Origin of the sequence: Pseudomonas sp. AP19, from assembly GCF_001728855.1 — a bacterium.
Lineage (GTDB): Bacteria > Pseudomonadota > Gammaproteobacteria > Pseudomonadales > Pseudomonadaceae > Aquipseudomonas > Aquipseudomonas fluorescens.
Genome location: NZ_LXJP01000051.1, coordinates 14,547 through 37,587, shown reverse-complemented (window position 1 = coordinate 37,587; position 23,041 = coordinate 14,547). Strand labels below are relative to the sequence as shown.

Annotated in this window: 20 protein-coding genes and 1 pseudogene; 14 read left to right on the top strand and 7 right to left on the bottom strand. The window is 61.0% G+C overall.

Annotated elements, in window-relative coordinates; genetic code table 11:
- Positions 1-95: 95 nt before the first annotated feature.
- The 3 genes from A7D21_RS26795 to catA are packed head-to-tail and all read left to right on the top strand — an operon-like array spanning position 96 to position 2,497.
- Positions 96-1,223, top strand: a complete 1,128-nt coding sequence (locus A7D21_RS26795; RefSeq protein WP_053257971.1) for a muconate cycloisomerase family protein — start codon at positions 96-98, stop codon at positions 1,221-1,223.
- Positions 1,224-1,235: 12 nt separating this feature from the next.
- Positions 1,236-1,526 carry a muconolactone Delta-isomerase gene (gene catC / locus A7D21_RS26790; protein ID WP_053257970.1) on the top strand — a complete coding sequence of 97 codons (291 nt, stop codon included), beginning with the start codon at positions 1,236-1,238 and terminating at the stop codon, positions 1,524-1,526.
- 41 nt (positions 1,527-1,567) lie between these two features.
- A complete protein-coding gene (gene catA, locus A7D21_RS26785; RefSeq protein ID WP_053257969.1) occupies positions 1,568-2,497 on the top strand; it encodes a catechol 1,2-dioxygenase in 930 nt (309 codons plus the stop codon).
- Positions 2,498-2,624: 127 nt separating this feature from the next.
- Here catA and A7D21_RS26780 read toward each other — a convergent pair whose 3' ends face one another.
- On the bottom strand, positions 2,625-3,098 hold the full coding sequence (locus A7D21_RS26780) for an Lrp/AsnC family transcriptional regulator (protein ID WP_069553098.1): 474 nt from the start codon (positions 3,096-3,098) through the stop codon (positions 2,625-2,627).
- Between the two features lie 144 nt (positions 3,099-3,242).
- Between A7D21_RS26780 and kynU the strand changes: the two genes are divergently transcribed.
- Positions 3,243-4,493, top strand: coding sequence for a kynureninase (kynU, locus tag A7D21_RS26775; protein WP_053257968.1), 1,251 nt, complete (start codon positions 3,243-3,245; stop codon positions 4,491-4,493).
- A 162-nt stretch (positions 4,494-4,655) separates the two neighbouring features.
- Positions 4,656-6,062 (top strand): amino acid permease, encoded by a 1,407-nt coding sequence (locus A7D21_RS26770; RefSeq protein WP_053257967.1) that lies wholly within the window; start codon positions 4,656-4,658, stop codon positions 6,060-6,062.
- Here the strand turns inward: A7D21_RS26770 and A7D21_RS26765 are convergent.
- The gene (locus A7D21_RS26765) at positions 6,008-6,904 is read right to left on the bottom strand and encodes a LysR substrate-binding domain-containing protein (protein WP_069553097.1); all 897 of its coding nucleotides are present in this window, start codon (positions 6,902-6,904) and stop codon (positions 6,008-6,010) included. The genes A7D21_RS26770 and A7D21_RS26765 overlap by 55 nt on opposite strands.
- Before the next feature lie 188 nt (positions 6,905-7,092).
- Between A7D21_RS26765 and A7D21_RS26760 the strand changes: the two genes are divergently transcribed.
- From A7D21_RS26760 to A7D21_RS26740, 5 genes are all read left to right on the top strand, one after another.
- Positions 7,093-7,857, top strand: coding sequence for a sulfite exporter TauE/SafE family protein (locus tag A7D21_RS26760; protein ID WP_069553096.1), 765 nt, complete (start codon positions 7,093-7,095; stop codon positions 7,855-7,857).
- Between the two features lie 124 nt (positions 7,858-7,981).
- Positions 7,982-8,572: an NAD(P)H-dependent oxidoreductase gene (locus A7D21_RS26755; protein ID WP_053257964.1), complete on the top strand. Its 591-nt coding sequence runs from the start codon at positions 7,982-7,984 to the stop codon at positions 8,570-8,572.
- A gap of 30 nt (positions 8,573-8,602) precedes the next feature.
- Positions 8,603-9,499, top strand: a complete 897-nt coding sequence (locus A7D21_RS26750) for a LysR family transcriptional regulator (RefSeq protein ID WP_053257963.1) — start codon at positions 8,603-8,605, stop codon at positions 9,497-9,499.
- Positions 9,500-9,602: 103 nt separating this feature from the next.
- A complete protein-coding gene (locus tag A7D21_RS26745) occupies positions 9,603-10,496 on the top strand; it encodes an NAD-dependent epimerase/dehydratase family protein (protein WP_053257962.1) in 894 nt (297 codons plus the stop codon).
- Positions 10,497-10,702: 206 nt separating this feature from the next.
- Entirely contained in the window at positions 10,703-12,148 is a 1,446-nt protein-coding gene (locus A7D21_RS26740; protein ID WP_053257961.1) for a SulP family inorganic anion transporter, read from the top strand.
- A gap of 69 nt (positions 12,149-12,217) precedes the next feature.
- On the opposite strand, the gene A7D21_RS26735 is transcribed toward A7D21_RS26740, so the two are convergent.
- The gene (locus A7D21_RS26735) at positions 12,218-12,610 is read right to left on the bottom strand and encodes a lysozyme inhibitor LprI family protein (protein WP_069553095.1); all 393 of its coding nucleotides are present in this window, start codon (positions 12,608-12,610) and stop codon (positions 12,218-12,220) included.
- Between the two features lie 248 nt (positions 12,611-12,858).
- Here A7D21_RS26735 and A7D21_RS26730 point away from each other — a divergent pair, with 248 nt between their 5' ends.
- Genes A7D21_RS26730 through A7D21_RS26715 form a run of 4 tightly spaced genes read left to right on the top strand, consistent with a single transcriptional unit; the run spans position 12,859 to position 16,945 of the window.
- On the top strand, positions 12,859-14,208 hold the full coding sequence (locus A7D21_RS26730; RefSeq protein ID WP_069553107.1) for a gluconate:H+ symporter: 1,350 nt from the start codon (positions 12,859-12,861) through the stop codon (positions 14,206-14,208).
- A gap of 12 nt (positions 14,209-14,220) precedes the next feature.
- Positions 14,221-15,081 (top strand): MurR/RpiR family transcriptional regulator, encoded by an 861-nt coding sequence (locus A7D21_RS26725; RefSeq protein ID WP_069553094.1) that lies wholly within the window; start codon positions 14,221-14,223, stop codon positions 15,079-15,081.
- A 1-nt stretch (position 15,082) separates the two neighbouring features.
- The gene (locus A7D21_RS26720; protein WP_053257957.1) at positions 15,083-16,546 is read left to right on the top strand and encodes an amidohydrolase family protein; all 1,464 of its coding nucleotides are present in this window, start codon (positions 15,083-15,085) and stop codon (positions 16,544-16,546) included.
- Positions 16,547-16,576: 30 nt separating this feature from the next.
- Positions 16,577-16,945, top strand: a complete 369-nt coding sequence (locus A7D21_RS26715) for a glyoxalase superfamily protein (protein ID WP_069553093.1) — start codon at positions 16,577-16,579, stop codon at positions 16,943-16,945.
- Between the two features lie 640 nt (positions 16,946-17,585).
- On the opposite strand, the gene A7D21_RS36700 is transcribed toward A7D21_RS26715, so the two are convergent.
- The 4 genes and pseudogenes from A7D21_RS36700 to A7D21_RS26700 form a co-directional block, all read right to left on the bottom strand.
- Positions 17,586-18,290 carry a methyl-accepting chemotaxis protein gene (locus A7D21_RS36700; RefSeq protein WP_371859234.1) on the bottom strand — a complete coding sequence of 235 codons (705 nt, stop codon included), beginning with the start codon at positions 18,288-18,290 and terminating at the stop codon, positions 17,586-17,588.
- 198 nt (positions 18,291-18,488) lie between these two features.
- Positions 18,489-19,370, bottom strand: a pseudogene (locus tag A7D21_RS36695) (methyl-accepting chemotaxis protein); the annotation flags it as partial.
- A gap of 300 nt (positions 19,371-19,670) precedes the next feature.
- Positions 19,671-21,497: a CocE/NonD family hydrolase gene (locus A7D21_RS26705; RefSeq protein ID WP_053257954.1), complete on the bottom strand. Its 1,827-nt coding sequence runs from the start codon at positions 21,495-21,497 to the stop codon at positions 19,671-19,673.
- A gap of 19 nt (positions 21,498-21,516) precedes the next feature.
- On the bottom strand, positions 21,517-22,944 hold the full coding sequence (locus tag A7D21_RS26700; protein ID WP_053257953.1) for a YfcC family protein: 1,428 nt from the start codon (positions 22,942-22,944) through the stop codon (positions 21,517-21,519).
- Positions 22,945-23,041 lie beyond the last annotated feature (97 nt).

Sequence of the window (23,041 nt, the reverse complement as noted above, 5' to 3'; positions counted from 1 at the left end):
TGAAGGTATTGTGCGAGACCCATTCTATATTGGAAGCCAGCAAAAATACGGCACAGAATCGGCTCAAACCTATAAAGAACCCAACGGGTATAGCCATGCCGATTTGCGCCATCGAGTCGATCGAGACCATCATCGTCGACCTCCCGACCATCCGCCCGCACAAGCTGGCGATGCACACGATGCAAAACCAGACCCTGGTGATTATCCGCGTGCGTTGCGCCGACGGCATTGAAGGTATCGGCGAGTCCACCACCATCGGCGGCCTGAGCTACGGCAATGAAAGCCCCGACAGCATCAAGATCAATATCGATCGGCACTTCGCGCCGCTGTTGATTGGCCAGGACGCGAGCAATATCAATGCTGCCATGTTGCGCCTGGAGCGTAGCATTCGCGGCAATACGTTTGCCAAGTCCGGCGTCGAAAGCGCCTTGCTTGACGCCCTCGGCAAACGCCGCCACCTGCCGGTCAGCGAACTGCTCGGCGGCCGCGTGCGCGACGCCTTGCCGGTGGCCTGGACGCTGGCCAGCGGCAACACCGAACAGGACATTGCCGAGGCCGAAAAGATGCTCGACCTGCGCCGTCACCGTATCTTCAAATTGAAGATTGGCGCCGGTGAAGTCGGCCGCGACCTGGCCCACGTCATCGCGATCAAAAAGGCCCTGGGCGAGCGCGCCAGTGTGCGCGTTGACGTCAATCAGGCGTGGGACGAAGCCGTGGCCCTGCGTGCGTGCAAAGTGCTCGGTGATAACGGCATCGACCTGATTGAACAACCGATCTCACGCAATAACCGCAGTGGCATGGCACGGCTGAACCTGTCGAGCCCGGCGCCGATCATGGCGGACGAATCGATTGAATGTGTGGAAGACGCCTTCAACCTGGCCCGCGAAGGCGCGGCCTCGGTGTTCGCGCTCAAGATTGCCAAAAATGGCGGCCCGCGCGCGGTATTGCGCACCGCCGCGATTGCCGACGCGGCGGGCATCGGCCTCTACGGCGGCACCATGCTTGAAGGCGGCATCGGCACCCTGGCCTCGGCGCATGCCTTCCTCACCTTGAACACGCTGGCGTGGGACACCGAACTGTTCGGCCCACTGCTGCTGACCGAAGACATCCTCAGCGAGCCGCTGGTGTACCGCGATTTCCAGCTGCATGTGTCGCGCTTACCGGGCCTGGGCCTGACTATTGATGAAGAGCGTCTGGCGTTCTTCCGTCGTGACAAACACTAAGAGGCGCCTGCCATGTTGTTCCACGTAAAAATGACCGTGAACCTGCCCATCGACCTCAACCCCGAACGCGCGGCGGCCCTGAAAGCCGACGAGAAGGCCCTGGCGCAGCGCCTGCAACAGGAGGGCAAATGGCGCCACCTGTGGCGCATCGCCGGGCATTACGCCAACTACAGCGTGTTCGATGTCGACAGCGTCCAGGCACTGCACGACCTGCTGATGCAACTGCCGCTGTTCCCCTATATGACCATCGAAATTAACGCCCTGTGCCGGCACCCTTCGTCGATCCGTGAAGACGACCGCTGAGCCTGTTTTGCACCCAATAATGACAAGATGAGGATTGCACCATGACCATCCGACTTTCCCAGACTGCCCACGCCCAACAGTTTCTCGAAGAAGCCAGCGGCAGCCTCAACGACGGCGGCAACCCGCGCACCAAGGCGTTGGTTTACCGGATCCTGCGCGACACGGTGAACATCATCGAAGACCTGGAGGTGACCCCGGAAGAGTTTTGGAAAGCGGTCAATTACCTCAACGAATTGGGCAAGAACCAGGAAGCCGGTTTGCTTGCTGCCGGGTTGGGCCTGGAGCATTACCTGGACCTGCTGATGGACGCCGCCGACGAAGCGGCCGGCAAATCCGGTGGCACCCCGCGCACCATTGAAGGCCCGCTGTATGTGGCCGGGGCGCCGCTGTCCAAGTACGAGGCGCGGTTGGACGATGGCAAGGACGACGCGGTGCCGCTGTTTATGCGTGGGCAAGTACGCGACACCGACGGCACGCCGTTGGCCGGGGCGATTGTCGATGTGTGGCAGGCCAATACCGGCGGCACGTATTCGTGGTTTGACCCGACGCAATCCGAGTTCAACCTGCGCCGGCGTATCGAGACCGATGCCCAGGGCAACTACCGGTTTCGCAGCATCGTGCCGTCAGGGTATGGCTGCCCGCCGACCGGGCCGACCCAGCAGTTGCTTGATCAACTGGGGCGTCATGGGCAGCGGCCGGCGCATATTCACTTCTTCATTTCGGCGCCGGGGCATCGGCATTTGACCACGCAGATCAACCTGTCCGATGACCCGTACCTGCATGATGATTTTGCCTATGCGACGCGCGATGAATTGATCGCCGAGATTCGCTTCAGTGACGACCGGCAACTGGCGCGCGAGTTTGGCGTGGAAGGGCGGTTTGCGCAGATTGATTTTGATTTTGCGCTGCAATCGTCGGGCGCACCGCAGGAGCAGAAACGCATGCAGCGCGTGCGCGCCCTCGAAGACTGATTAACGCGGTTAAAAAATGTGGGAGCGGGCTTGCTCGCGAATGCGATGGATCAGCCAGCACATGTATTGACTGGCACACCGCCTTCGCGAGCAAGCCCGCTCCCACATGGGTTCTGTGGTGTTCTGGTTATTTGCGTACGACTAAGTCCAGCACCTCATCCCGATCCTTGATCTTCTGCAACACGATCTCCGAGCGAATATCCATCACCCCGGCCGTGCGGTTCAGGTGGTTCACGATAAAGTCCGAAAAGTGCTTGAGGTTGCGTGCCTGCACCCGCAACACATAGTTGCTGGCCCCGGTAATCACATACGCACTGGCCACCTCCGGCCAGCCTTGCACCTTCTTGATAAACGTCCCATGCCAATCCTCCACATCCTGGCGTAATGACAGGTGGACGATGGCTTCCAGCTCGATTCCCAGTTGCTCGGCATTCAACACCGCGCGGTAGCCGCTGATGATTCCCTCGCTCTCCAGCAGGCGCAAGCGACGCAGGCAGGCGGAAGGCGACAGGGCGACTTTTTCCGCCAGTTCCTGGTTACTGATACGGCCGTCCTGTTGCAGAAAATGCAGGAGGCGCAGGTCGGTGGCGTCAAGAATCATGCTTAGAATAAATCCGCGTGTTTTGGAGTTAAATTCGAATTTCCTACAGCTTAATTAGCCTGTTGCCCGCCACTTTGCACGAAAATTCTCTAAAGTTTCGTTCATTATTTTGTCCATCGTCACTTATAAGAATCAGGACAGACCATGACCACTCGAAGCCACTGCCAAGCCCTCGACGCCCAGGACCCGTTGGCGCCACTGCGTCGCCAGTTCGCCCTGCCCGAGGGCGTCATCTACCTCGACGGCAACTCCCTCGGTGCGCGCCCGGTGGCGGCCTTGGCGCGGGCGCAGGCGGTTATTGCAGAGGAGTGGGGCAATGGCCTGATTCGCAGTTGGAACAGCGCCGGCTGGGCAGCGTTGTCGCAGCGCCTGGGCAACCGCCTGGCGCCGCTGATCGGTGCCCGCGACGACGAAGTGGTGATTACGGATACCACGTCCATCAATCTGTTCAAGGTGCTCAGCGCCGCGTTGAGCGTGCAGCGCCAACGCGCGCCGGCGCGCAAGGTGATTGTCAGCGAGGCGAGCAATTTCCCCACCGACCTGTACATCGCCGAAGGCCTGGCCGAGCTGCTGCAACAGGGTTATTCGCTGCGACTGGTCAACCGCCCGGACGAGCTGCCGCAGGCCATCGACCAGGACGTCGCGGTGGTGATGCTCACCCACGTCAATTACAAGACCGGCTACATGTACGACATGCAGGCGCTCACTGCGTTGAGCCACGAGTGCGGCGCGCTGAGCATCTGGGACCTGGCCCATTCGGCGGGTGCGGTGCCCATCGACCTGCATAAGGCCGGTACCGATTACGCGATTGGCTGCACCTACAAATACCTCAATGGCGGGCCGGGCTCCCAGGCATTTGTGTGGGTCAACCCGACGTTGGTGGACGTGGTACGCCAGCCGTTGTCGGGCTGGTTCGGGCATACCCGGCAATTCGCCATGGAGGCTCAATATGCCCCAAGCAGCGGCATCGCCCGTTACCTGTGCGGCACGCAGCCGATCACCTCATTGGCGATGGTCGAATGCGGCCTGGAGATTTTTGCCCAAACCGATATGGCCAGCCTGCGCAGCAAGTCCCTGGCGCTGACTGACCTGTTTATCGCCTTGGTGGAGGCCCGTTGCGCTGCCCATGGTTTGGTGCTGATCACCCCGCGTGAGCACGCCCAGCGCGGCAGCCATGTGAGCTTCGAACACCCGGAAGGTTACGCGGTGATTCAAGCCCTGATCGCCCGTGGCGTGATCGGCGATTACCGCGAGCCGCGCATCATGCGCTTTGGTTTCACCCCGCTGTACACAAGCTTTACCGAGGTGTGGGATGCGGTGGAAATCCTCGGCGACATCCTCGACAACCACACCTGGGACCAGCCGCAATTCAAAGTGCGCAACAGCGTCACCTAAGAACACTGCAAGACCAATGTGGGAGCGGGCTTGCTCGCGAAAGCGGTGTATCAGAAACATATTCTGTAACTGACCCACCGCCTTCGCGAGCAAGCCCGCTCCCACAGTGGATCTGTGTCTATATCCAAACCGTGCAATCACAATAATAAAGGGGCACACCACGTGACCACGCCAGACAACGGCTTTGCAGAGATCACCCATCGCGAACTGGGCCTGAGGCGTCAGCTGACTTCCGGCCAGATGAGCATGATCGCCATCGGTGGCGCCATCGGCACCGGGCTGTTTATGGGCAGTGCCTATGCCATCGGCTATGCCGGGCCCAGCGTGCTGGTGAGCTACGCCATCGGCGCGCTGATTACCTTACTGCTGATGGGCTGCCTGGCGGAGATGACGGTGGCGCATTCCACCTCAGGCTCCTTTGGCGCGTATGCCGAGTTCTATATCAGCCCCTTGGCCGGTTTTCTGGTGCGTTACGCGTACTGGGCGGCGATTGTGCTGGCGGTCGGCGCGGAGGTCACGGCGGTGGCGATGTACATGAAGTACTGGTTCGCCAACGTGCCGGAGTGGGTGTGGATCGTGTCGTTTTCCAGTGTGTTGATTCTGCTCAATGCGATCAGCGTGAAGACCTTCGGTAATTTTGAATACTGGTTCTCTACGATCAAGATCAGCGCCATTGTCGGCTTCATCATCCTCGCGGTGTACGTGGTATTCGGCTCCGGCAACCCGCAATACGGGGTGCAGAACTACACGGCCCACGGCGGCTTTTTTCCGCATGGCTTGAGCGGCATGTGGATCGCGGTGATCGTGTCGATCTTCAGCTACCTGAGCGTGGAGATGATCGCGGTGGCCGCCGGTGAAGCGGCCGACCCGGAACAGGCGGTGAAGAAAGCCTTTCGCGCGACCATCGTGCGTCTGGTGGTGTTCTACCTGCTGACCCTGGCGCTGATGCTGGCCATCGTGCCGTGGAACCAGTCCGGGCAGACCCAGAGCCCGTTCGTAACGGTGATGCAGACCATCGGCATTCCCGGTGCCACCGGGGTGATGAATTTCGTGATTCTGATCGCGGCGCTGTCGGCGATGAACAGCCAGCTCTACATCACCACGCGCATGATGTTCAGCCTGTCTCGCGCAGGCTTTGCGCCAAGGTCCATGGGCGCCTTGAGCAAGAGCGGGATTCCGTTGAACGCCTTGCTGCTGTCCAGTTCGGGCATTGCCCTGGCGACGCTGCTGAACGTGGTGTACCCGGAAAGTTCGTTCACCTTGATGATGGCGATCTCAATGTTTGGCGCGATCTTCACCTGGTTCATGATCTTCCTCACGCACTTTTTTTTCCGCCGCTATCGCAAGCGTAACGGCGGCGCACAGCTGTCGTTCCAACTGCGCCTGTTCCCCTACAGCACGCTGCTGGGCCTGGTGCTGATGGGCGCGGTGATGATCACCACGTATTTCACCGAGGCGTTCAAGATGACTCTGGTGTTCGGCGTGCCGTTCCTGCTGATTCTGTCGGCGGTGTATTACGGGTTTTTCCGCAAGGGCAGGGCCAAGGCGTCGAACAAGGCCTTGGCATAACCGGGCAATTGTTCGAACGAACGCGCGCATAACAGCAGCGTGCGTCGGGCCCAATCCTCTCGCAGAGGTTGGGCCTTGATCGGGCGCTCCAGTGGCCAGCGTTCCAATGCCGCTTGGGGCACAATCCCCAGGCCCGCGCCCCGGGCGACCATGCGCATGACCCCATCAAAACCCTCGGCGCGAATGCGGGTTTGCAGGCGAAAGCCGCTGTGCAGCGCCTGTTCTTCCAGGTACACCGCCAGCGCACTGTTGGCGGCCAGGCCTACATAGTCGTGTTGCAGGCTGTCGATAAAACTCACCGAACCGGTCGCCAGCGGATGCTCCAGAGGCATGATCAGCACCAGCGGGTCGTCGCGAAAGGGCGCGGTCTGCAAGCCGTGGGTGTCGACGGCGTCGGAAATAATCCCCAAGTCCGCCGTGCCTTGGCGCAAGGCCTGGGTGATGCGCAGGCTCGGCAGTTCCTGCAACTCGATATCGAGGTTGGGGTGCTCGCACAAAAAATCCGCGAGCAGTTCCGGCAGGTATTCGCTGAGGGCGGTGGTGTTGCACAGCAGGCGCACCTGGCCTTTGACACCCTTGGCGTATTCCGCCAGTTCCTGTTGCAGGTGTTCGGCTTGTTGCAGCAGCAAGCGCGCGTGCCGGGCCAGCGCGTTGCCGGCGGCGGTGGGTGTAACGCCACGGCGGCCGCGTTCGAGCAACTCAATGCCCAGTGACGCCTCCATCGCGCGAATGCGTGCGCTGGCGGCGGCCAGGGATAAATGGCTGCGGCTGGCGCCTGCGGTGATGTTGCCGGTGTCGAGGGTGTGCAGGTAGAGGCGCAGGTCGATCAGGTCAAAGTGCATGGCTGGAAATTTCCTGTGACTGGGCTGGCCCCATCGCGGGCAAGCCCGCTCGCACATTTTGAGGTGTGAGTAGCGTAACGGTGGGCGCTGGCTTGCCGGCGATGGCCATCTAAGCCTCATGCAAAACAAGAGGCTGCCTCAGTATATGGCGAATTTCAGCGCCCATTGAAAAGCCCCACACTCGGCCCATGAATACCTTCCTCGCGTTCTACCAAAACCTCGGCCCCGCCTTGACACTGCTGGTGATTGGCACCTTCCTGCTGGCCGGCACGGTCAAAGGGATCATCGGCCTGGGCCTGCCCACGGTCGCCATGGGCATGCTCGGCCTGGCTATGCTCCCGGTGCAGGCTGCCGCGTTACTGATCATTCCTTCAACGGTGACAAACCTCTGGCAACTGGCATTCGGTGGCCACCTGAGCGCATTGCTCAAGCGCCTGTGGCCGATGCTGTTGCTGATTTTCCTCGGCACCGGGCTCGGCACCGTCTGGCTGGGCATGGACGGCGGGCATTGGGTGGTGCGCGCGTTGGGCGGCGCCCTGCTGGTGTACGCGCTGAGCGGGTTGCTGTTGCCGACGTTCAAGGTGAAGCCGGCAGCCGAACGCTGGTTGGGTCCGGTGTGCGGGCTGATCACCGGCCTCATCACTTCGGCCACGGGTGTGTTCGTGATTCCAGCCGTGCCGTACCTGCAAGCCTTGGGCTTGAACCGCGATCAGTTGGTACAGGCCTTGGGGTTGTCGTTCACTGTCTCGACCCTGGCGCTGGCCGCCGGTCTGGCCTGGCGCGGCACCTTGGGCGGCGGCGAAATAAACGCCTCGCTTCTGGCGCTGGTGCCCGCCCTGTTGGGTATGTGGCTGGGCCAGGCGCTGCGCCGGCGCATCAGCGCGGTGCTGTTCAAACGGGTATTTTTTATCGGCATGGCCTTACTGGGTGGTCATTTATTGATCAGTGGCTAAGTCAAAAGTGCTCCTGCAATTCGTGCGTTTTGGTCAAATGTATTTTGCGGCGCCGCGGCTTATTCCGAGGGTGCAATGTCGATAGCCTGCCGGCAGACATTGTTAACCCTCTGGATTCCCTCCCATGAAAAACGTCCTCCTGCTGAACGGCGGCAAGAAATTCGCCCACTCCGACGGTCGCTATAACACCACGCTGCATGAGACTGCCGTGGCCGTTCTCGACCGTGGTGGCCTCGACGTCCAAGTCACGCATATCGACGAAGGCTACGACGTCGCCGAAGAGGTCGCCAAATTCCTCTGGGCCGACGTGATCATCTACCAGATGCCCGGCTGGTGGATGGGTGCGCCGTGGATCGTCAAGAAGTACCTCGACGAAGTCTTCACCGAAGGCCACGGCAGCCTGTACGCCAGCGACGGCCGGACCCGTTCCGATACCTCGCAGAAATACGGCAGCGGCGGCCTGATCCAGGGCAAACAGTACATGCTGTCGCTGACCTGGAACGCGCCGCAGCAAGCCTTCGACGACCCGACTGATTTCTTCGAAGCCAAGGGCGTGGACGCGGTGTACTTCCCGTTCCACAAGGCCAATGAGTTTCTCGGCATGACCGGCCTGCCGACCTTCCTCTGCGTGGACGTGATGAAACGCCCGGCCATCGAGGTCGACGTGGCGCGCTACGAGCAGCATCTGGCGCAGGTGTTCAACCTCTCGGTGTAAGCTGCGGTTAACCGATAAAGAGGACTGCCTGTGAAAGCCCGATCCGATGAGCTACAGATCTTCGTCAGCGTGATTGAGTGCGGCTCGATTTCGGCTGCGGCGGAGCAGGTCGGGCAGACGCCGTCGGCGGTCAGCCGCACCTTGTCGCGCCTGGAGGCCAAGCTCGACACCACGCTGATCAACCGCACCACGCGGCGCATGGACCTGACCGAAGAGGGCAAGTACTTCTTTGAGCAGGCCAAGGTGATTCTGGCGCAGATGGATGACCTGGAAGAACGCCTGTCGTCGCGCCAGAAGAAACCGGCGGGGCGCCTGCGCATCAATGCCGCCGTGCCGTTCATGCTGCACGGGATCGTGCCATACATCGCCGAGTTTCGCCGTTTGTACCCGGATATCCAGCTGGAGCTGAACAGCGATGACCTGATCATCGACCTGCTCGAGCAGAGCACCGACATTGCCATTCGCATCGGTGTCCTGGCCGATTCCACCTTGCATGCACGCGCCCTTGGCTGCACACCGCTGCATATCCTGGCCAGCCCCGAATACCTCAAGCAATACGGCACGCCCAGCACGGTCGCGGCGTTGGCGGATCACACGTTGATGGGCTTCACGCAGACAGAAACGCTCAACCATTGGCCATTGCGCCACGTGGAAGGTGATCGATGGCTGATCCAGCCCGGCATTGCGGCGTCCAGCGGCGAGACCTTGCGCCAGTTGGCACTGGAAGGGCAGGGCATTTGCTGCCTGTCGAACTTCATGACGGTCGAAGACATCAACGCCGGGCGCCTGGTGCCGCTGCTGGAAGCGTTCAACAGTGGCTATCGCCAGCCGATCCACGCGGTGTTCTACCGCAACTCGCAGTTGGCGTTGCGCATCCAGTGCTTTCTGGACTTCATTCAGGCCAAGCTGGCGCGGTATGCCTGCTGATTCGTGACCGCAGCGCAAGATTGAATTGGGCGACAGGGCCTTATTCGACGCGAATGCAGGCTTGATACTGGGGGCATCACTTACCCAGTCAGGAGCACTCTCCATGCACGTATTCGTTACCGGCGCCGCAGGTTTTATCGGTGGCTCCATTGCAACCGGCCTGGCCAACGCCGGGCACCACGTCACCGGCCTGGTACGCAGCGCCGAACAAGCCGCTGAGATGACTCGCCTGGGCATCACCGCAGTGATCGGCACCCTTGATGACGCCGCGGTGTTGACCGAGCAAGCGCAGAAAGCCGATGCGGTGATCAACGCCGCGAGCAGCGATCATCGTGCAGCCGTGGAAACCTTGCTGGCCGCCTTGAAAGGCTCGAACAAGGTGTTCCTGCACACCAGCGGTTCGAGCATCGTCGGTGATGCGTCGGGCGGTAAGGCCAGCGCTGTCATCTACCGTGAAGACAACCTGCCGGAGCCGACCGTCGACAAGGCCGCTCGCGTAGCCATCGATAACCTGATCCTGGCCGCGGCCAAGGACGGCGTGAATTCGGCGGTGATTTGCAACACCCTGATTTATGGCCACAGCCTGGGCGTGAAGCGGGACAGCGTGCAATTGCCGCGACTGCTCAAGCAGGCGCGCAAGAGCGGCGTGGTGCGCCATGTGGGCACCGGGCAGAACATCTGGTCCAACGTGCATATTGAAGACGTGGTTGCGCTCTACCTTCTGGCGCTGACGAAAAACATTCCGGGCACGTTCTACTTTGTGGAAAGTGGCGAGGCGTCGTTTGTCGACATGACCACCGCGATTGCTCAAGCGCTGCAGCTGGGCGCGCCGCAGGATTGGCCGTTGGCTGACGCGCAAGCCGAATGGGGCTATGAAATGGCCAACTACGGCCTGGGTTCCAACAGCCGCGTGCGTGGCAAGCATGCCCGTGAACAACTGGGCTGGGCGCCGACGCGTACGTCGGTGGTGGAGTGGATTCGCCACGAAATGGTGTGATGTTCGCTTAACACCGGAGTGCGGCCATCGCGGGCAAGCCCGGCTCCCACATCGACCGAGTCGTTCAAGCAACACGCGGTCAAAGTGGGCGCTGGCTTGCCTGCGATAGGGGCCACTCGGTCTACCTGACCTGACACTTCACTGGCCCCACCCGCCGCAATTCCGTACCATTCCCCGCCTAATCCCCCGCAATGCCCTGGTACCCCATGAAACTCACCCGTCTGCGCGCCGATGCCCTGGCCGGCCTGACCACGTCTTTTGCACTGCTGCCCGAATGCATCGCCTTTGCGTTGGTCGCGCACCTTAACCCGCTGATGGGGCTCTACGGCGCCTTCATCATTTGCACCCTCACCGCGTTGTTCGGCGGCCGCCCTGGCATGGTCTCGGGCGCGGCAGGTTCGATGGCGGTGGTCATCGTCGCGCTGGTGGTGCAGCACGGCGTGGAGTATTTGCTGGCGACGGTGCTGCTGGGCGGGCTGATCATGGTTGCGTTCGGCCTGTTGCGCCTGGGCAAACTGGTGCGCATGGTGCCGCACTCGGTGATGCTCGGGTTCGTTAACGGCCTGGCGATCATTATTGCGCTGGCACAACTGGAGCATTTCAAGAGCGGTGAACATTGGCTCAGCGGCACGCCGTTGTATGTGATGACGGGCCTGGTTGTGCTGACTATGGCAATTGTCTACCTGTTGCCGCGCCTGACCCGCGCCGTGCCGCCTGCGCTGGTGGCGATCCTCGGCGTCGGCCTGGCGGTGTACCTGCTCGGCCTGCCGACTCGCACCCTCGGCGACATGGCCCACATTGCCGGTGGCCTGCCGACCTTCGCGTTGCCGCAGATTCCCTGGACCCTGGACACCCTCACGATCATCGCGCCCTACGCGTTCCTGATGGCCATGGTCGGCCTGCTGGAAACCTTGCTCACCCTCAACCTCACCGACGAAATTACCGAGACCCGTGGCTACCCCGACCGCGAAAGTGTGGCCCTGGGCGCGGCAAATATGGTTTCGGGCCTGTTCGGCGGCATGGGCGGTTGCGCGATGATCGGGCAAACCGTGATCAACCTCAGCTCCGGCGGGCGCGGGCGTTTCTCCGGGGTGTTTGCCGGGGTGATGATCCTGTTGTTCATTCTGTTTCTGTCGCCGCTGATCGAGCGCATCCCGCTGGCGGCGCTGGTGGGGGTGATGTTTGTGGTGTCCCAGCAGACCTTCGCCTGGGCGTCGCTGCGGGTGATCAACAAGGTGCCGTTCAACGACGTGTTGGTGATTCTCGCGGTGACGGTGATTACCGTGTTTACCGACCTGGCCACGGCCGTACTGTGCGGCATTGTGATTGCGGCACTCAACTTTGCCTGGCAACAGGCGCGTGAGTTGTATGCCGATGAACATCTGGAAGTCGACGGCAGCAAGCTCTATCGCCTGCACGGCACGCTGTTTTTTGCCTCGACTACGCCGTTTTTGAATCAGTTCGATCCGGCCAATGACCCGGCACAGGTAACGCTCGATTGCCGTCACCTGAGCTTTGTCGACTACTCAGCGATTGCCGCATTGATGACCCTGCGTGAGCGTTACAGCAAGGCCGGCAAACATCTGCGGGTGCTGCATTTGTCGGAGCGCTGCAAGAAGCTGCTCAAGCGCGCGAAGGTTCATCACGACTGATCGGGCTGGGTATCAGCGGGGCCGGGTCATCGTTACTGGTTTTCGCGCGCCAGCCGGCTCACAGCGCGATCACGGCCCCACCAGGTCTTCGAGTTCCTGGGCGCGGGTCTGGGTCATGTCCAGCAGGCAGCCGGAGCCATTGACCTGGTCGATGGTGCCGCCGGTGGCACTGCCTGCGAAGCTGCAATTGGCGTCGCGGTATTTGATCCACAGGCGCTGAACATCCTGCAGTTGCTGCTTGCGTGCGCCTTCCTGGGCGGCGAGGGCGGTTTTGTACGCCTTGTTCAGGCGCTCGTCCTGCACTTTGGCTTCCTTGGCGTTGCAACTGACCATGTCGGCAGTGGTGTTGGCGCCGTCCATGCATTTCTTCAAAGCCGCGTTGTCGGCGGCCGAGGCGCTGCCGCACAGGGCCAGCAACAGCGCGCTGGCGACGAAGGGAACACGCAGGGTCTTGCGATTCATTGTGGAGATTCCTGATCGTAGTTGAGGCCGCCATCTGAGACTCGGCCCTGGTCGTTGAGTTTGCGCGCCGCAAAAAACTTCATGTAAGAACACCCTCCGAATTTTCATGCGCCGGCTTGGGGCATGTCCCCAAGCGACAGCGCTTATCTGTGGGCGAAAATTACTTTCATAAAAATTGAAAATACTCCTCGGTAATGATTTATGAGTTTCACAACCAATTCGACGTGACCCTTTCCGAGGAGTACCGCATGGCCGCACCACTGGGCTTGGGGCTGTTGGCATACGCTGCCATCGCCATCATTGCATTGATCGTGCTGATTGCACGTTACCGGCTTAACCCGTTTATCGTCATCACCCTGGTGTCTATCGGCCTGGCGCTGATGGCCGGGATGCCCGCCGATACCATCATGGGTTCCTACGAGGCGGGTGTCGGTAAGACGTTGGGGCATATCGCTCTGGTGGTCGCGTTGGGCACCATGCTCGGCAAAATGATGGCCGAATCCGGTGGTGCCGAGCAGGTGGCGCGCACGTTGATCAACCGTTTCGGCGAGCGCAATGCGCACTGGGCGATGGTGTGCATCGCGTTCCTGGTGGGGCTGCCGCTGTTTTTCGAGGTCGGTTTTGTGTTGCTGGTGCCGATCGCCTTTACCGTGGCGCGGCGTGTCGGCGTGTCGATCCTGATGGTCGGCTTGCCGATGGTCGCCGGTTTGTCGGTGGTGCATGCGCTGGTGCCACCGCACCCGGCGGCGATGATGGCGGTGCTGGCGTACAACGCGTCGGTGGGGCAGACCGTGCTGTATGCGATTTTGGTGGGGATCCCTACGGCGATTATTGCCGGCCCGCTGTACGCCAAGTTCATCGTGCCGCGCATTCACCTGCCGGCGCAGAACCCGTTGGAGCGCCAGTTTATCGAGCGAGAGCCGCGCACCCGGTTGCCGAGCTTTACGCTGACCATGGGTACCATCCTGTTGCCGGTGGTGCTGATGATGATCGGCGGCTGGGCCAACGTGATTTCGACACCGGGGACCGGTTTCAACCAGTTCCTGCTGTTTATCGGTAACTCGGTGATTGCGCTGCTGGTGGCGACCTTGGTGAGCTTCTGGACCTTGGGGCTGGCCCAGGGCTTTAACCGCGAGGCGATCCTCAAGTTCACCAATGAATGCCTGGCGCCAACCGCCAGCATCACCTTGCTGGTCGGCGCGGGCGGCGGCTTGAACCGTATCCTGGTGGACGCGGGCGTGACCAACGAGATTCTCGGCTTGGCCCATGCTTTCCATTTGTCGCCCCTGGTGATGGGGTGGTTGTTCGCCGCACTGATGCGGATCGCCACGGGCTCGGCCACTGTGGCCATGACGACGGCGTCCGGTGTGGTCGCGCCCGTTGCGCTGGGCCTGGGTTATCCACACCCCGAATTGCTGGTGCTGGCCACCGGAGCGGGTTCGGTGATCTTTTCCCACGTCAACGACGGCGGCTTCTGGCTGATCAAGGAATACTTCAATATGACAGTGATCCAGACCTTCAAGACCTGGACCGTGCTGGAGACCCTGATTTCGGTGGTCGCCTTCGGTCTGACGTACGGTCTGTCCTGCATCCTGTAATTCGGAGACCCCATGGACATCCTCTACCAGATTCGTGCTCGCCAGGAGTCCTTCAGCGCCGGCGAAGGGCGTATCGCCAAGCTGATGCTCGATGACGTGGGGTTTGCCGCGTCGGCCAGCCTGGAAGCGTTGTCGCAACGGGCCGAGGTCAGCACGGCAACCTTGTCGAGGTTTGCGCGCAGTGTGGGGTGCCGCGATCTGCGGGATTTGCGCCTGCAATTGGCGCAGGCCAGTGGCGTGGGCAGCCGCTTTCTGGACCCGGCGGGGTTGCCGGAACAGTCGGCGTTTCATCGGCAGATTCTCGGCGATATCGAAGCGACGTTGCGTCAGCATTTGTCGGGTTTCCACCAGGCGAGTTTTGTCGATGCGGTCAATCTGCTTGGCAAGGCGCGGATGATCCACGCCTTCGGTATGGGCGGCCCATCAAGCCTGTGCAGCGACGAGTTGCAGGTGCGCCTGGTGCGTTTGGGGTACGCGATTTCCTCCAGCCATGACCCGGTGATGATGCGTGTCACGGCGGCGACGTTGGGGCCGGAGCATGCGCTGATCGTGTGTTCGTTGACGGGCCTCACGCCTGAGTTGTTGGACGTGGTGAGGCTGGCGCGCAACTACGATGCGCGCATCGTCGCCATCACCCTGGCCGACTCACCGCTGGCCCAACTGGCAGACGTGTTGCTGCCCTTGCAGCCGGCCGAAACCAGTTTTATCTACAAGCCCACCGCCGCACGCTACGGCATGCTGTTGGCCATCGACGTGCTCGCCACCGAGCTGGCGCTGGCCATGCCGGACGCCAACCAGGAACGCCTGCGCCGGATCAAGCTGGCCCTGGACGACTATCGCGGCGGCCCCGATAGCCTGCCGCTTGGAGATTGATATGAAGTACGACACGCTGATTCGCCAGGCGCTGATCATAGATGGCAGCAACTCCCCGGGGTATGTCGCGGATGTCGGTGTACGGGCAGGGCGGATCGCAACGATTGGCGACCTGTCGAGCGCGCAGGCCGAGCACACAATCGCGGCCAATGGCCGGGTGTTGGCGCCGGGCTTTATCGATGTGCACACCCACGATGACACGGTGGTGATCCGTCACCCGCAGATGTTGCCCAAGCTCAGCCAGGGTGTGACCACGGTGATTGTCGGCAACTGTGGCATCAGCGCGTCGCCGGTCAATTTGCGCAGCGACCCGCCGGACCCGATGAACCTGCTGGGTTCGCGTGAGGCGTTCGTTTATCCGCGGTTTGCCGATTACCGTGCGGCCGTGGAAAGCGCGCATCCGGCGGTCAATGTCGCCGCGCTGATCGGCCATACGGCCCTGCGCAGTAACCATATGGACGACCTGCACCGCACCGCCACGCCCGATGAAATTGCCGCCATGCGCACGCAATTGCAGCAAAGCCTGGAGGCCGGTGCGCTGGGTTTATCCACAGGCCTGGCCTACGCCAGCGCATTCAATGCCGAGACCGATGAAGTGCTGCAACTCAGTGAAGAACTGACGGCCTTCGGTGCGGTGTACACCACCCATTTGCGCAGCGAATTCGAACCGGTGCTGGAGGCGATGGACGAGGCGTTTCTGATCGGCCGACATGCCCAGGTGCCGGTGATTATTTCCCACCTGAAATGTGCGGGCGCGGGGAACTGGGGGCGCAGTCCGCAGCTGTTGGCATCGCTGGAAGCCGCAGCGAACAATCACCCGGTGGGGTGTGACTGTTATCCCTATGCGGCCAGCTCTTCGACGCTGGACCTCAAGCAGGTCACCGATGCCTTTCGTATCACCATCACCTGGTCCACGCCGCACCCGGACATGGGGGGGCGCGACTTGCAGGCGATCGCTGCCGAGTGGGACGTGTCGCTGATGGACGCGGCACGTCGTCTGCAACCGGCGGGGGCGGTGTACTACGGGATGGATGAGGCGGATGTGCGACGTATCCTGGCGCATCCGCTGTCGATGGTGGGGTCTGACGGTTTGCCTGAAGACCCGTTTCCTCACCCGCGTTTGTGGGGCGCGTTTCCGCGGGTGCTGGGGCATTTCAGCCGCGACGTAGGGCTGTTCCCGTTGCACACGGCGGTGCACAAGATGACGGGGTTGTCGGCAGCGCGTTTTGGTTTGGCTGAGCGCGGCGAAATTCGCGAAGGCTACTGGGCTGACCTGGTGTTGTTCGACCCGTTGCGGGTGCGGGATGTGGCGGACTTCAACGCGCCGCAACGCGCGGCTGAGGGCATTGATGGCGTGTGGGTAAACGGGGTGTTGAGCTACAGCGATGGCCAGGCCAATGGTCAGCGACCGGGGCGGTTTCTGGCACGCAATGGGGATTTGCGCGGTGGTTTTTCGTCTCTATAGTGGAGCGTTCTCATACACGGAGCTGTTGCCATGCACTTAGGAAAGGTCACGCCCATCTTGCGTATTTTCGACGAGGCCAAGGCGTTGGAATTCTACGTCGAGTTCCTCGGGTTCAAGCTCGACTGGCAACACCGCTTCGAGGCGAATTTTCCGTTGTATCTGCAGGTGTCGCTGGGTGAATGCGTGCTGCATTTGTCCGAGCATCATGGCGATGCTTCGCCGGGGTCGGCGGTGCGGATTCAGGCGCAGGGCGTGGACGTGTATCAGCAGCAACTGCTGGCCAAGGATTACCGGTATGCCAAGCCTGGGGTTGAGGAAACGCCTTGGGGCTCGCGTGAGATGAGTGTCAGCGATCCGTTTGGCAATCGGCTGGTGTTTGTTGAGGAAGGCGACGGCTGATTGGCAAATCGCAGGCAATAAAAAACCGCCTTAGTAGGGCGGTTTTTTATTGCAAACCAGTTTGCGACTGGGTTGCTATCTCAAAAGACGCAATCGACCCGCAGCCAGATACTACCGTTGGCCATGTCATCACGCAAGACGAAAAGATGGCCAGCATGGATACTTTAGGCATCTTTGTCTTACCTGATTTGACTGCAAAAGCTTGCAATGAATCTATCGGGCGATACTGGATATTTGACCACTGTTTGACACACCTTAGACGGGAATGTTGGTTAGGATTTTTCCCGTTCTGCGTTTGTCGCTTTTTAGGTGAGCCGGGTATGCGCGCGAATTCTGGACCGACCGCCACGGGCTAGTAATCCGTGCCGGATTGATGCGGGAGGACCATTAGCCCGGCCGCCTCAAAAGGCGCAATCGACCTGCGTCTGAAGGTTCACGTGTTCCGGTAAGTGCGCTGGAGGTAAGGCCCAACTCAGGGAGGGCCGAGTATGTCCAAGTTTGTACGACGTACGTGGAACCTCGTAGTGAATGCCTTGCGTGTTTATCACGTGTGGACATTCCTGCGGGACAGCTTTGATGACCTGTAAGGTCTGAGAAGTGGAGCCGCCTCGGCTTAAGTCGAGGCGGCTTTTTTGATTTTTTAAACCCGGAAGTGGCTGACCATCTGCTGCAACTGGCTGCCCAAACGCGCCAGTTCCACGCTCGACTTGGCCGTCTCGTCACTCGCGGTGGCGGTCTGCTCCGACACATCCCGCACGTTGACGATGCTGCGGCTGATTTCTTCAGCCACGGCACTTTGCTGTTCCGCCGCCGCTGCAATTTGCTGGTTCATCGACTGGATGTTCGACACCGTACGGGTGATGTTTTCCAGCGATACACCGGCCTTCCGGGTCAGCTCGACGCTGCTGTCGGTGAGGCTGCGGCTGTTGTTCATCACCATGGCCACTTGCTGGGTGCCGTTCTGCAAGCCAGCGACCAGGCCTTCGATTTCTTCGGTGGATTTTTGGGTGCGCTGGGCCAGGCCACGGACTTCGTCGGCAACCACGGCAAACCCACGACCGGCTTCACCGGCACGCGCCGCTTCAATCGCTGCGTTCAGCGCCAGCAGGTTGGTCTGCTCAGCCACGGCCTTGATCACGTCCATCACGCTGCCGATCTTGTTGCTCTCTTGTTGCAGGTGCGTCATGGCGTCGGTAGAGCGTGCCACTTCGGCGGCCAGGCGCTCGATCTGGGCAATGGCCTCGGCCACGACTTTGTCGCCTGCGCGGGCTTGGCCGTCAGCGTCGGCAGCGGCCAGGGAGGCCTGCTCGGCGTTGCGCGCAACTTCCTGCACGGTAGCCGTCATTTCATGCATCGCGGTGGCGACTTGATCGGTCTCGATCTTTTGGCTGTTGACGCCGGCACTGGTCTGCTCGGTAACGGCCGACAGTTCTTCCGCGGCGCTGGCGATCTGAGTCACGCCATCACGAATACCGCTGATCAATTCACGCAGGGTGGTGCCCATGCGCTGGATGCCTTGTTGCAATACGCCCAGTTCATCGCGACGGGTCACTTGGATGTTGTGGCTCAGGTCGCCGGAAGCGATACGTTCGACCACGGCCAGGGTTTCCTGGATCGGGCGCGTGATCTGGCGGGTAATCACCAGGGCCGCGATGATGCCGACCAGCAGCGCGAGCAACGTGCTGATCAACTGCAGGCTGCGGGCCTGGGCGCTTTCGGCGTCGCGGCGATCAAGCTGAATGTCATACAGCTTGTCGCTGATGGTGACGATATCGGCGCCTTGCGTGGTCATTTCCGCACGGGCGCTGACGATGTTGGCGTTGGCCGCCTTGTAACTCTGCACAGCGCTGCGATAGGCACCCAGCGCGGCTTCCAGTGAGGTCAGCGCGCTTTGTTGGCTGGTGCCGAACGCTGCGTTGAGGCCTTTCAAACCACCGATGGCTTTCTCGATTTGCGCTGCGGCGCGGGCTTCGGTCTCTGCGTTGACGGTGTTGGTGTAACCGCGCACGTCATAGCGGGCCAGCTGGAATTCTTCCTTGGCGTTGGTGATGGCCTGGTATTGGGTGTAGCGCTCCGGGCTGTCGGGCATCTGCTGCACGCTGGTGCCCAGTGCGTTGATCTGGGCGTTGGCAATATCAGCCTTGTCGCCCATGACCTGGCGCGCGGCGTTGCCGTTACGGTAGGCCTCACGCATTTTGTTCAGCGACTGCTGGTAGGCAGTGATGACGGCTTTTTGCTCATTGAGCAGTTTGAGGTTTTCCGGGCTTTTGAAACTGTCCAGCAGCTTCTGTTGCTGGGCTGCGAAGGCGTCCAGGCTGGTCTGTACGTTCTGTGCCACAGCCTCATCGCCGTTTGCCAGCATGTATTACAGGCGCACGATCCGCAGCTTGGTCAGGGAGGCGTTGAGCTGGGTGATGTCGCTCATCCAGTTGCTACGGTCGATCAGGCTGCCCAGGCTGGTCCAGCCAGTCAGTGCCAGGATCGAGGTGAGGACCAGTACCAGGCCGAAGCCCAGGCCGAGTTTGAGGTTGACGCTGATGTTGCCGAACCAGCTATTCATCGAATGCTCCGCAAGAATGATGTTTGTCTGCTGGACGGTGTTGTTGTTTGAGCCAGCCAAAGTGTGTAGCGCTGTATCGGCGGCAGGCGATGAATCTGAAATACTTTTCTTACCGGTGCGACGAAGGGTCGCCATTGCCTGGCAGCAATGGCGACCCTTCGGGGCTCACAGTAGGGCGGCGGGCACCACGGTCAGCCTGAGGCAAGACGCAGCCCCCTGGCTCAGGTGCACGGTATTGCGTGCGACCCGCGGGTGACTGGCCTGGCCTGAGGGTTCGCCGCTGTTGGGGTTGACGTCAAAGCGCGGGAAATTGCTGCTGGCAATGTCCAGGCGCACTCGATGGCCGCGTTTGAACAGGTTGCAGGTGGCAAAGGGCTCGATCAGCACCTTGACCCGCTCGCCAGGCGTGAGCAGCGTCGGCTGTTCCCAGGATTCGCGATAGCGGCAGCGCCGGATGCCATCGGTAATGTTCATCGCGAAGCCGTCCGGATAATCGATGCTCGGTGGATACACGTCCACCAGCTTGGCGGTGAAATCGGTGTCGGGCGCGTTGCTGTCGATCCACAACTCGATCTGTACGCTGCCCGCAACGATCAGGTCTTCGTCGAGTGGTTCGGTCTGGAAACTCAGTACATCTTCGCGTTCGTTGAGTGGGCTGTTGTCGCCTCGGGTGCCGAAGAAGTCGGCGCGTTCACGTTGATCGAAAGCACCGCCCACAAATACCGGGGCGCCGGAGGTCAGCGCGCCACCAATGGTCGGAACCGGGTGAGCGGGGTCGGCGATGTAGCTCATGTGAGCGTCGAGGTCGGATGGAGCGCTCTGCGTCAGTTGTGTTTGCGCATTCAAGTACAGGGTCAGCGCCTGGCTGCCCGGCAATGGCCATTGCGTCGATTGCAGCCAGCGTCCGCCGTGTTGCAGGCGGCCGTTGTGGTCGCGTTTGCCGTTGCCGCCGCCCATCAGAAAAACATCCACACGGGCCTTTGCGGGCTGAGGCGACGGTTTGAGGGATTGCTCGAACCACGCCAGACGGCAACTCAGCCAGTCTCGATCAACCTGGCCATCGAACACCGCCTGCGGCCCGAACTCCACATCACCGCTGTGGCTGATATTGCGGTCGCCATGCAGCCACGGGCCCATCACCAGTCGAAGGTTGGCTGTGCCGTTGTGTTCAAAGGCGTTGTAGTTGGCCAGGGTGGAGCTGACATACGCGTCGTACCAGCTGGACATGAACAGCACGGGAATATCGGGCAACCGCGAATAATGGCCTTCGGCGTAGATACCCGACTTGCGCCAATAGTCACTGAAGTCGCCCTGGGCCCATTGGTCCAGTAGGTAAGCCTCGTATTCCGGTACATGGCGCAAAGGCGACTGGCCGGGTTGCCAGGGCATACGGGTAAACCACTGGTCGATATCCTCGTGCTCCAGCGCTTGACGAATGTGTGGGTCGGCCAGGGCAGCCGGGCTTTCCTTGGCCTGGCGAAAGGCCCACGTAGCCTGTTTGAGTTCGAATGCGCCGCCCTGGCGAATCCCGCACTGGTAAGCGTTGGCGAAGCCGCCGCTGTCGAGCACCATGCTGCTCAAACCAGGTGGGTGCAGGCAGGCCATCGCCAGTTGGGTATGCGCGGCGTAAGACAGGCCCATGCTGCCAATTTTGCCGTTGCACCAGGGCTGCCGGACGATCCAGGCCAAGGTGTCAAAACCGTCTTCGCCCTCGGCGGTGTATTTGGTGAACAGCCCTTCGGAGGCATAGCGCCCTCGGCAGTCCTGGAAGATGGCGACGAAGCCTCGTTCAGTCAAACGCGCTGCCATCTGTTCGCGGGAGAGGTGTTGGCCGTCCAGCTGTTTTTCCGAGCGTGAGGGTTTGCTCTTGTCGTACGGCGTGCGTTCGATGACGACTGGAAAAGGGCCGTCGCTGCCGGCCGGCAAATAGATATCGGTGGCCAGGTGGATGCCATCACGCATCGGAACCATTTGGTTGTGCAGGGTGTGCATGGGGAGAACACTCATCGACTCAGTACCCGCTCGTGACCGCGACGGCCAACAACACCATCGCCAGCACGGCGTAGATCAGGAACAGCGGCAGGATATAGCGTGCCCATTGGCCCCAGCCGACGTTAGCGGTGGCCAGTAACACCAGCAGGCCGCTGGAGGTCGGGGTGATCATGTTGGTCAGGCCATTGCCCATCAGAAAGGCGAACACTGTGGTCTGTGGGCTGACGCCAGACAGTTGGCCCAGCGGGCCGAAGATTGGCATGGTCACCGCAGCCTGGCCCGACGTCGACGGGATCAGCACATCCAAGCCCAGTTGCGCGAAGAACATGCCATAGGCCGACACAATCGGGCCGTGGTCGCCCACCAGGTTGGCAAGGCTGTTGACGATGGTGTCCAGTACCTGGCCAGTGCTGAGGATGATCTCCACGGCGGTGGCCAGGCCGATCAGCACCCCGGCAATCAATACTTTCTTCATGCCATCGACAAACGCGCTGGCGGCGACGCTGGCACCCAGCCCGGCGATCACACTGAACGTCACGGTCAGGAGCAAGTAGAACGCCGACAGCTCATGGTATTTCCATGCCCAGCGGTTGGAGGCGTAGACCAGAAAACCGATGCCCATCAGCAGCACGAGCAGATTGATCAGGTGGCGCGTGGGCAAGGGGTTACGTTCGAAGGTTATCTGCGCCGTCGCATCGAAACCGTGCTGGCGAATACTCCACAACACGAACGCAATGCCCACCAGCAGGAAGCTGCAGTAGGCCCATACGCGCATGCTCAAACCACTGAATATCGGCAACCCGACCATCGGCTGGGCGACGGACAACGCCACCGGATTGGAGATCGACGCCAGGTAGCCGATCTTCACCGAGATCGCGACGATGGCCAGCCCAATCAGGTTCGACAGCCCCAGCCGGTTGGCCATGGCGACCATCAGCGGCACGATCAGAATGAACTCCTTGGCCAAGCCCATGAACGTACTGCCAGCGGAAAACACCAGCATCAGGCTCGGCACCAGCACGTAGATATTGCCTCGGGTCAAACCCAGCAGGCGCTCCAGCCCGGCATCGATGACACCGGCCTTGTTCAACACGCCGAACATGCCACCGATGAACAACACCATGAAAATCAGCGCCGCGCGTTTCTCGATGCCTTGGGGGATGGCCATGAACCCTTCGACCAGCGACACCGGGCGGGCCGTCGTATCGCCAGCCTTGCGCGGCTCCAGCGCAAACAGTTGGCTCAGGCTGTCGTGTTTTTCCAGCACCTGATAAGAGCCCGGTACCACCAGCCCATTCTGGCGCTCGAACTTGCCTGCGTTCACCGCGTAGGTGAAGGCCACGGCAAGCAAGACGATGCTCAGCAGAATAATGGCCGGGTTGATCTGTTTGCGTTGCATGGGTTTTGCCACCACCGTTTGGGTGGGGATGATCTGTGATTCGCTCATGCTGGCTGCCCCGGCGTTCGCCGTTTTTGTTATGGGGGAGTGACGCGTGTGGAGCGGACACTAGGGCAAAGTTTTGCTGGCGACAACGTTATGCGCA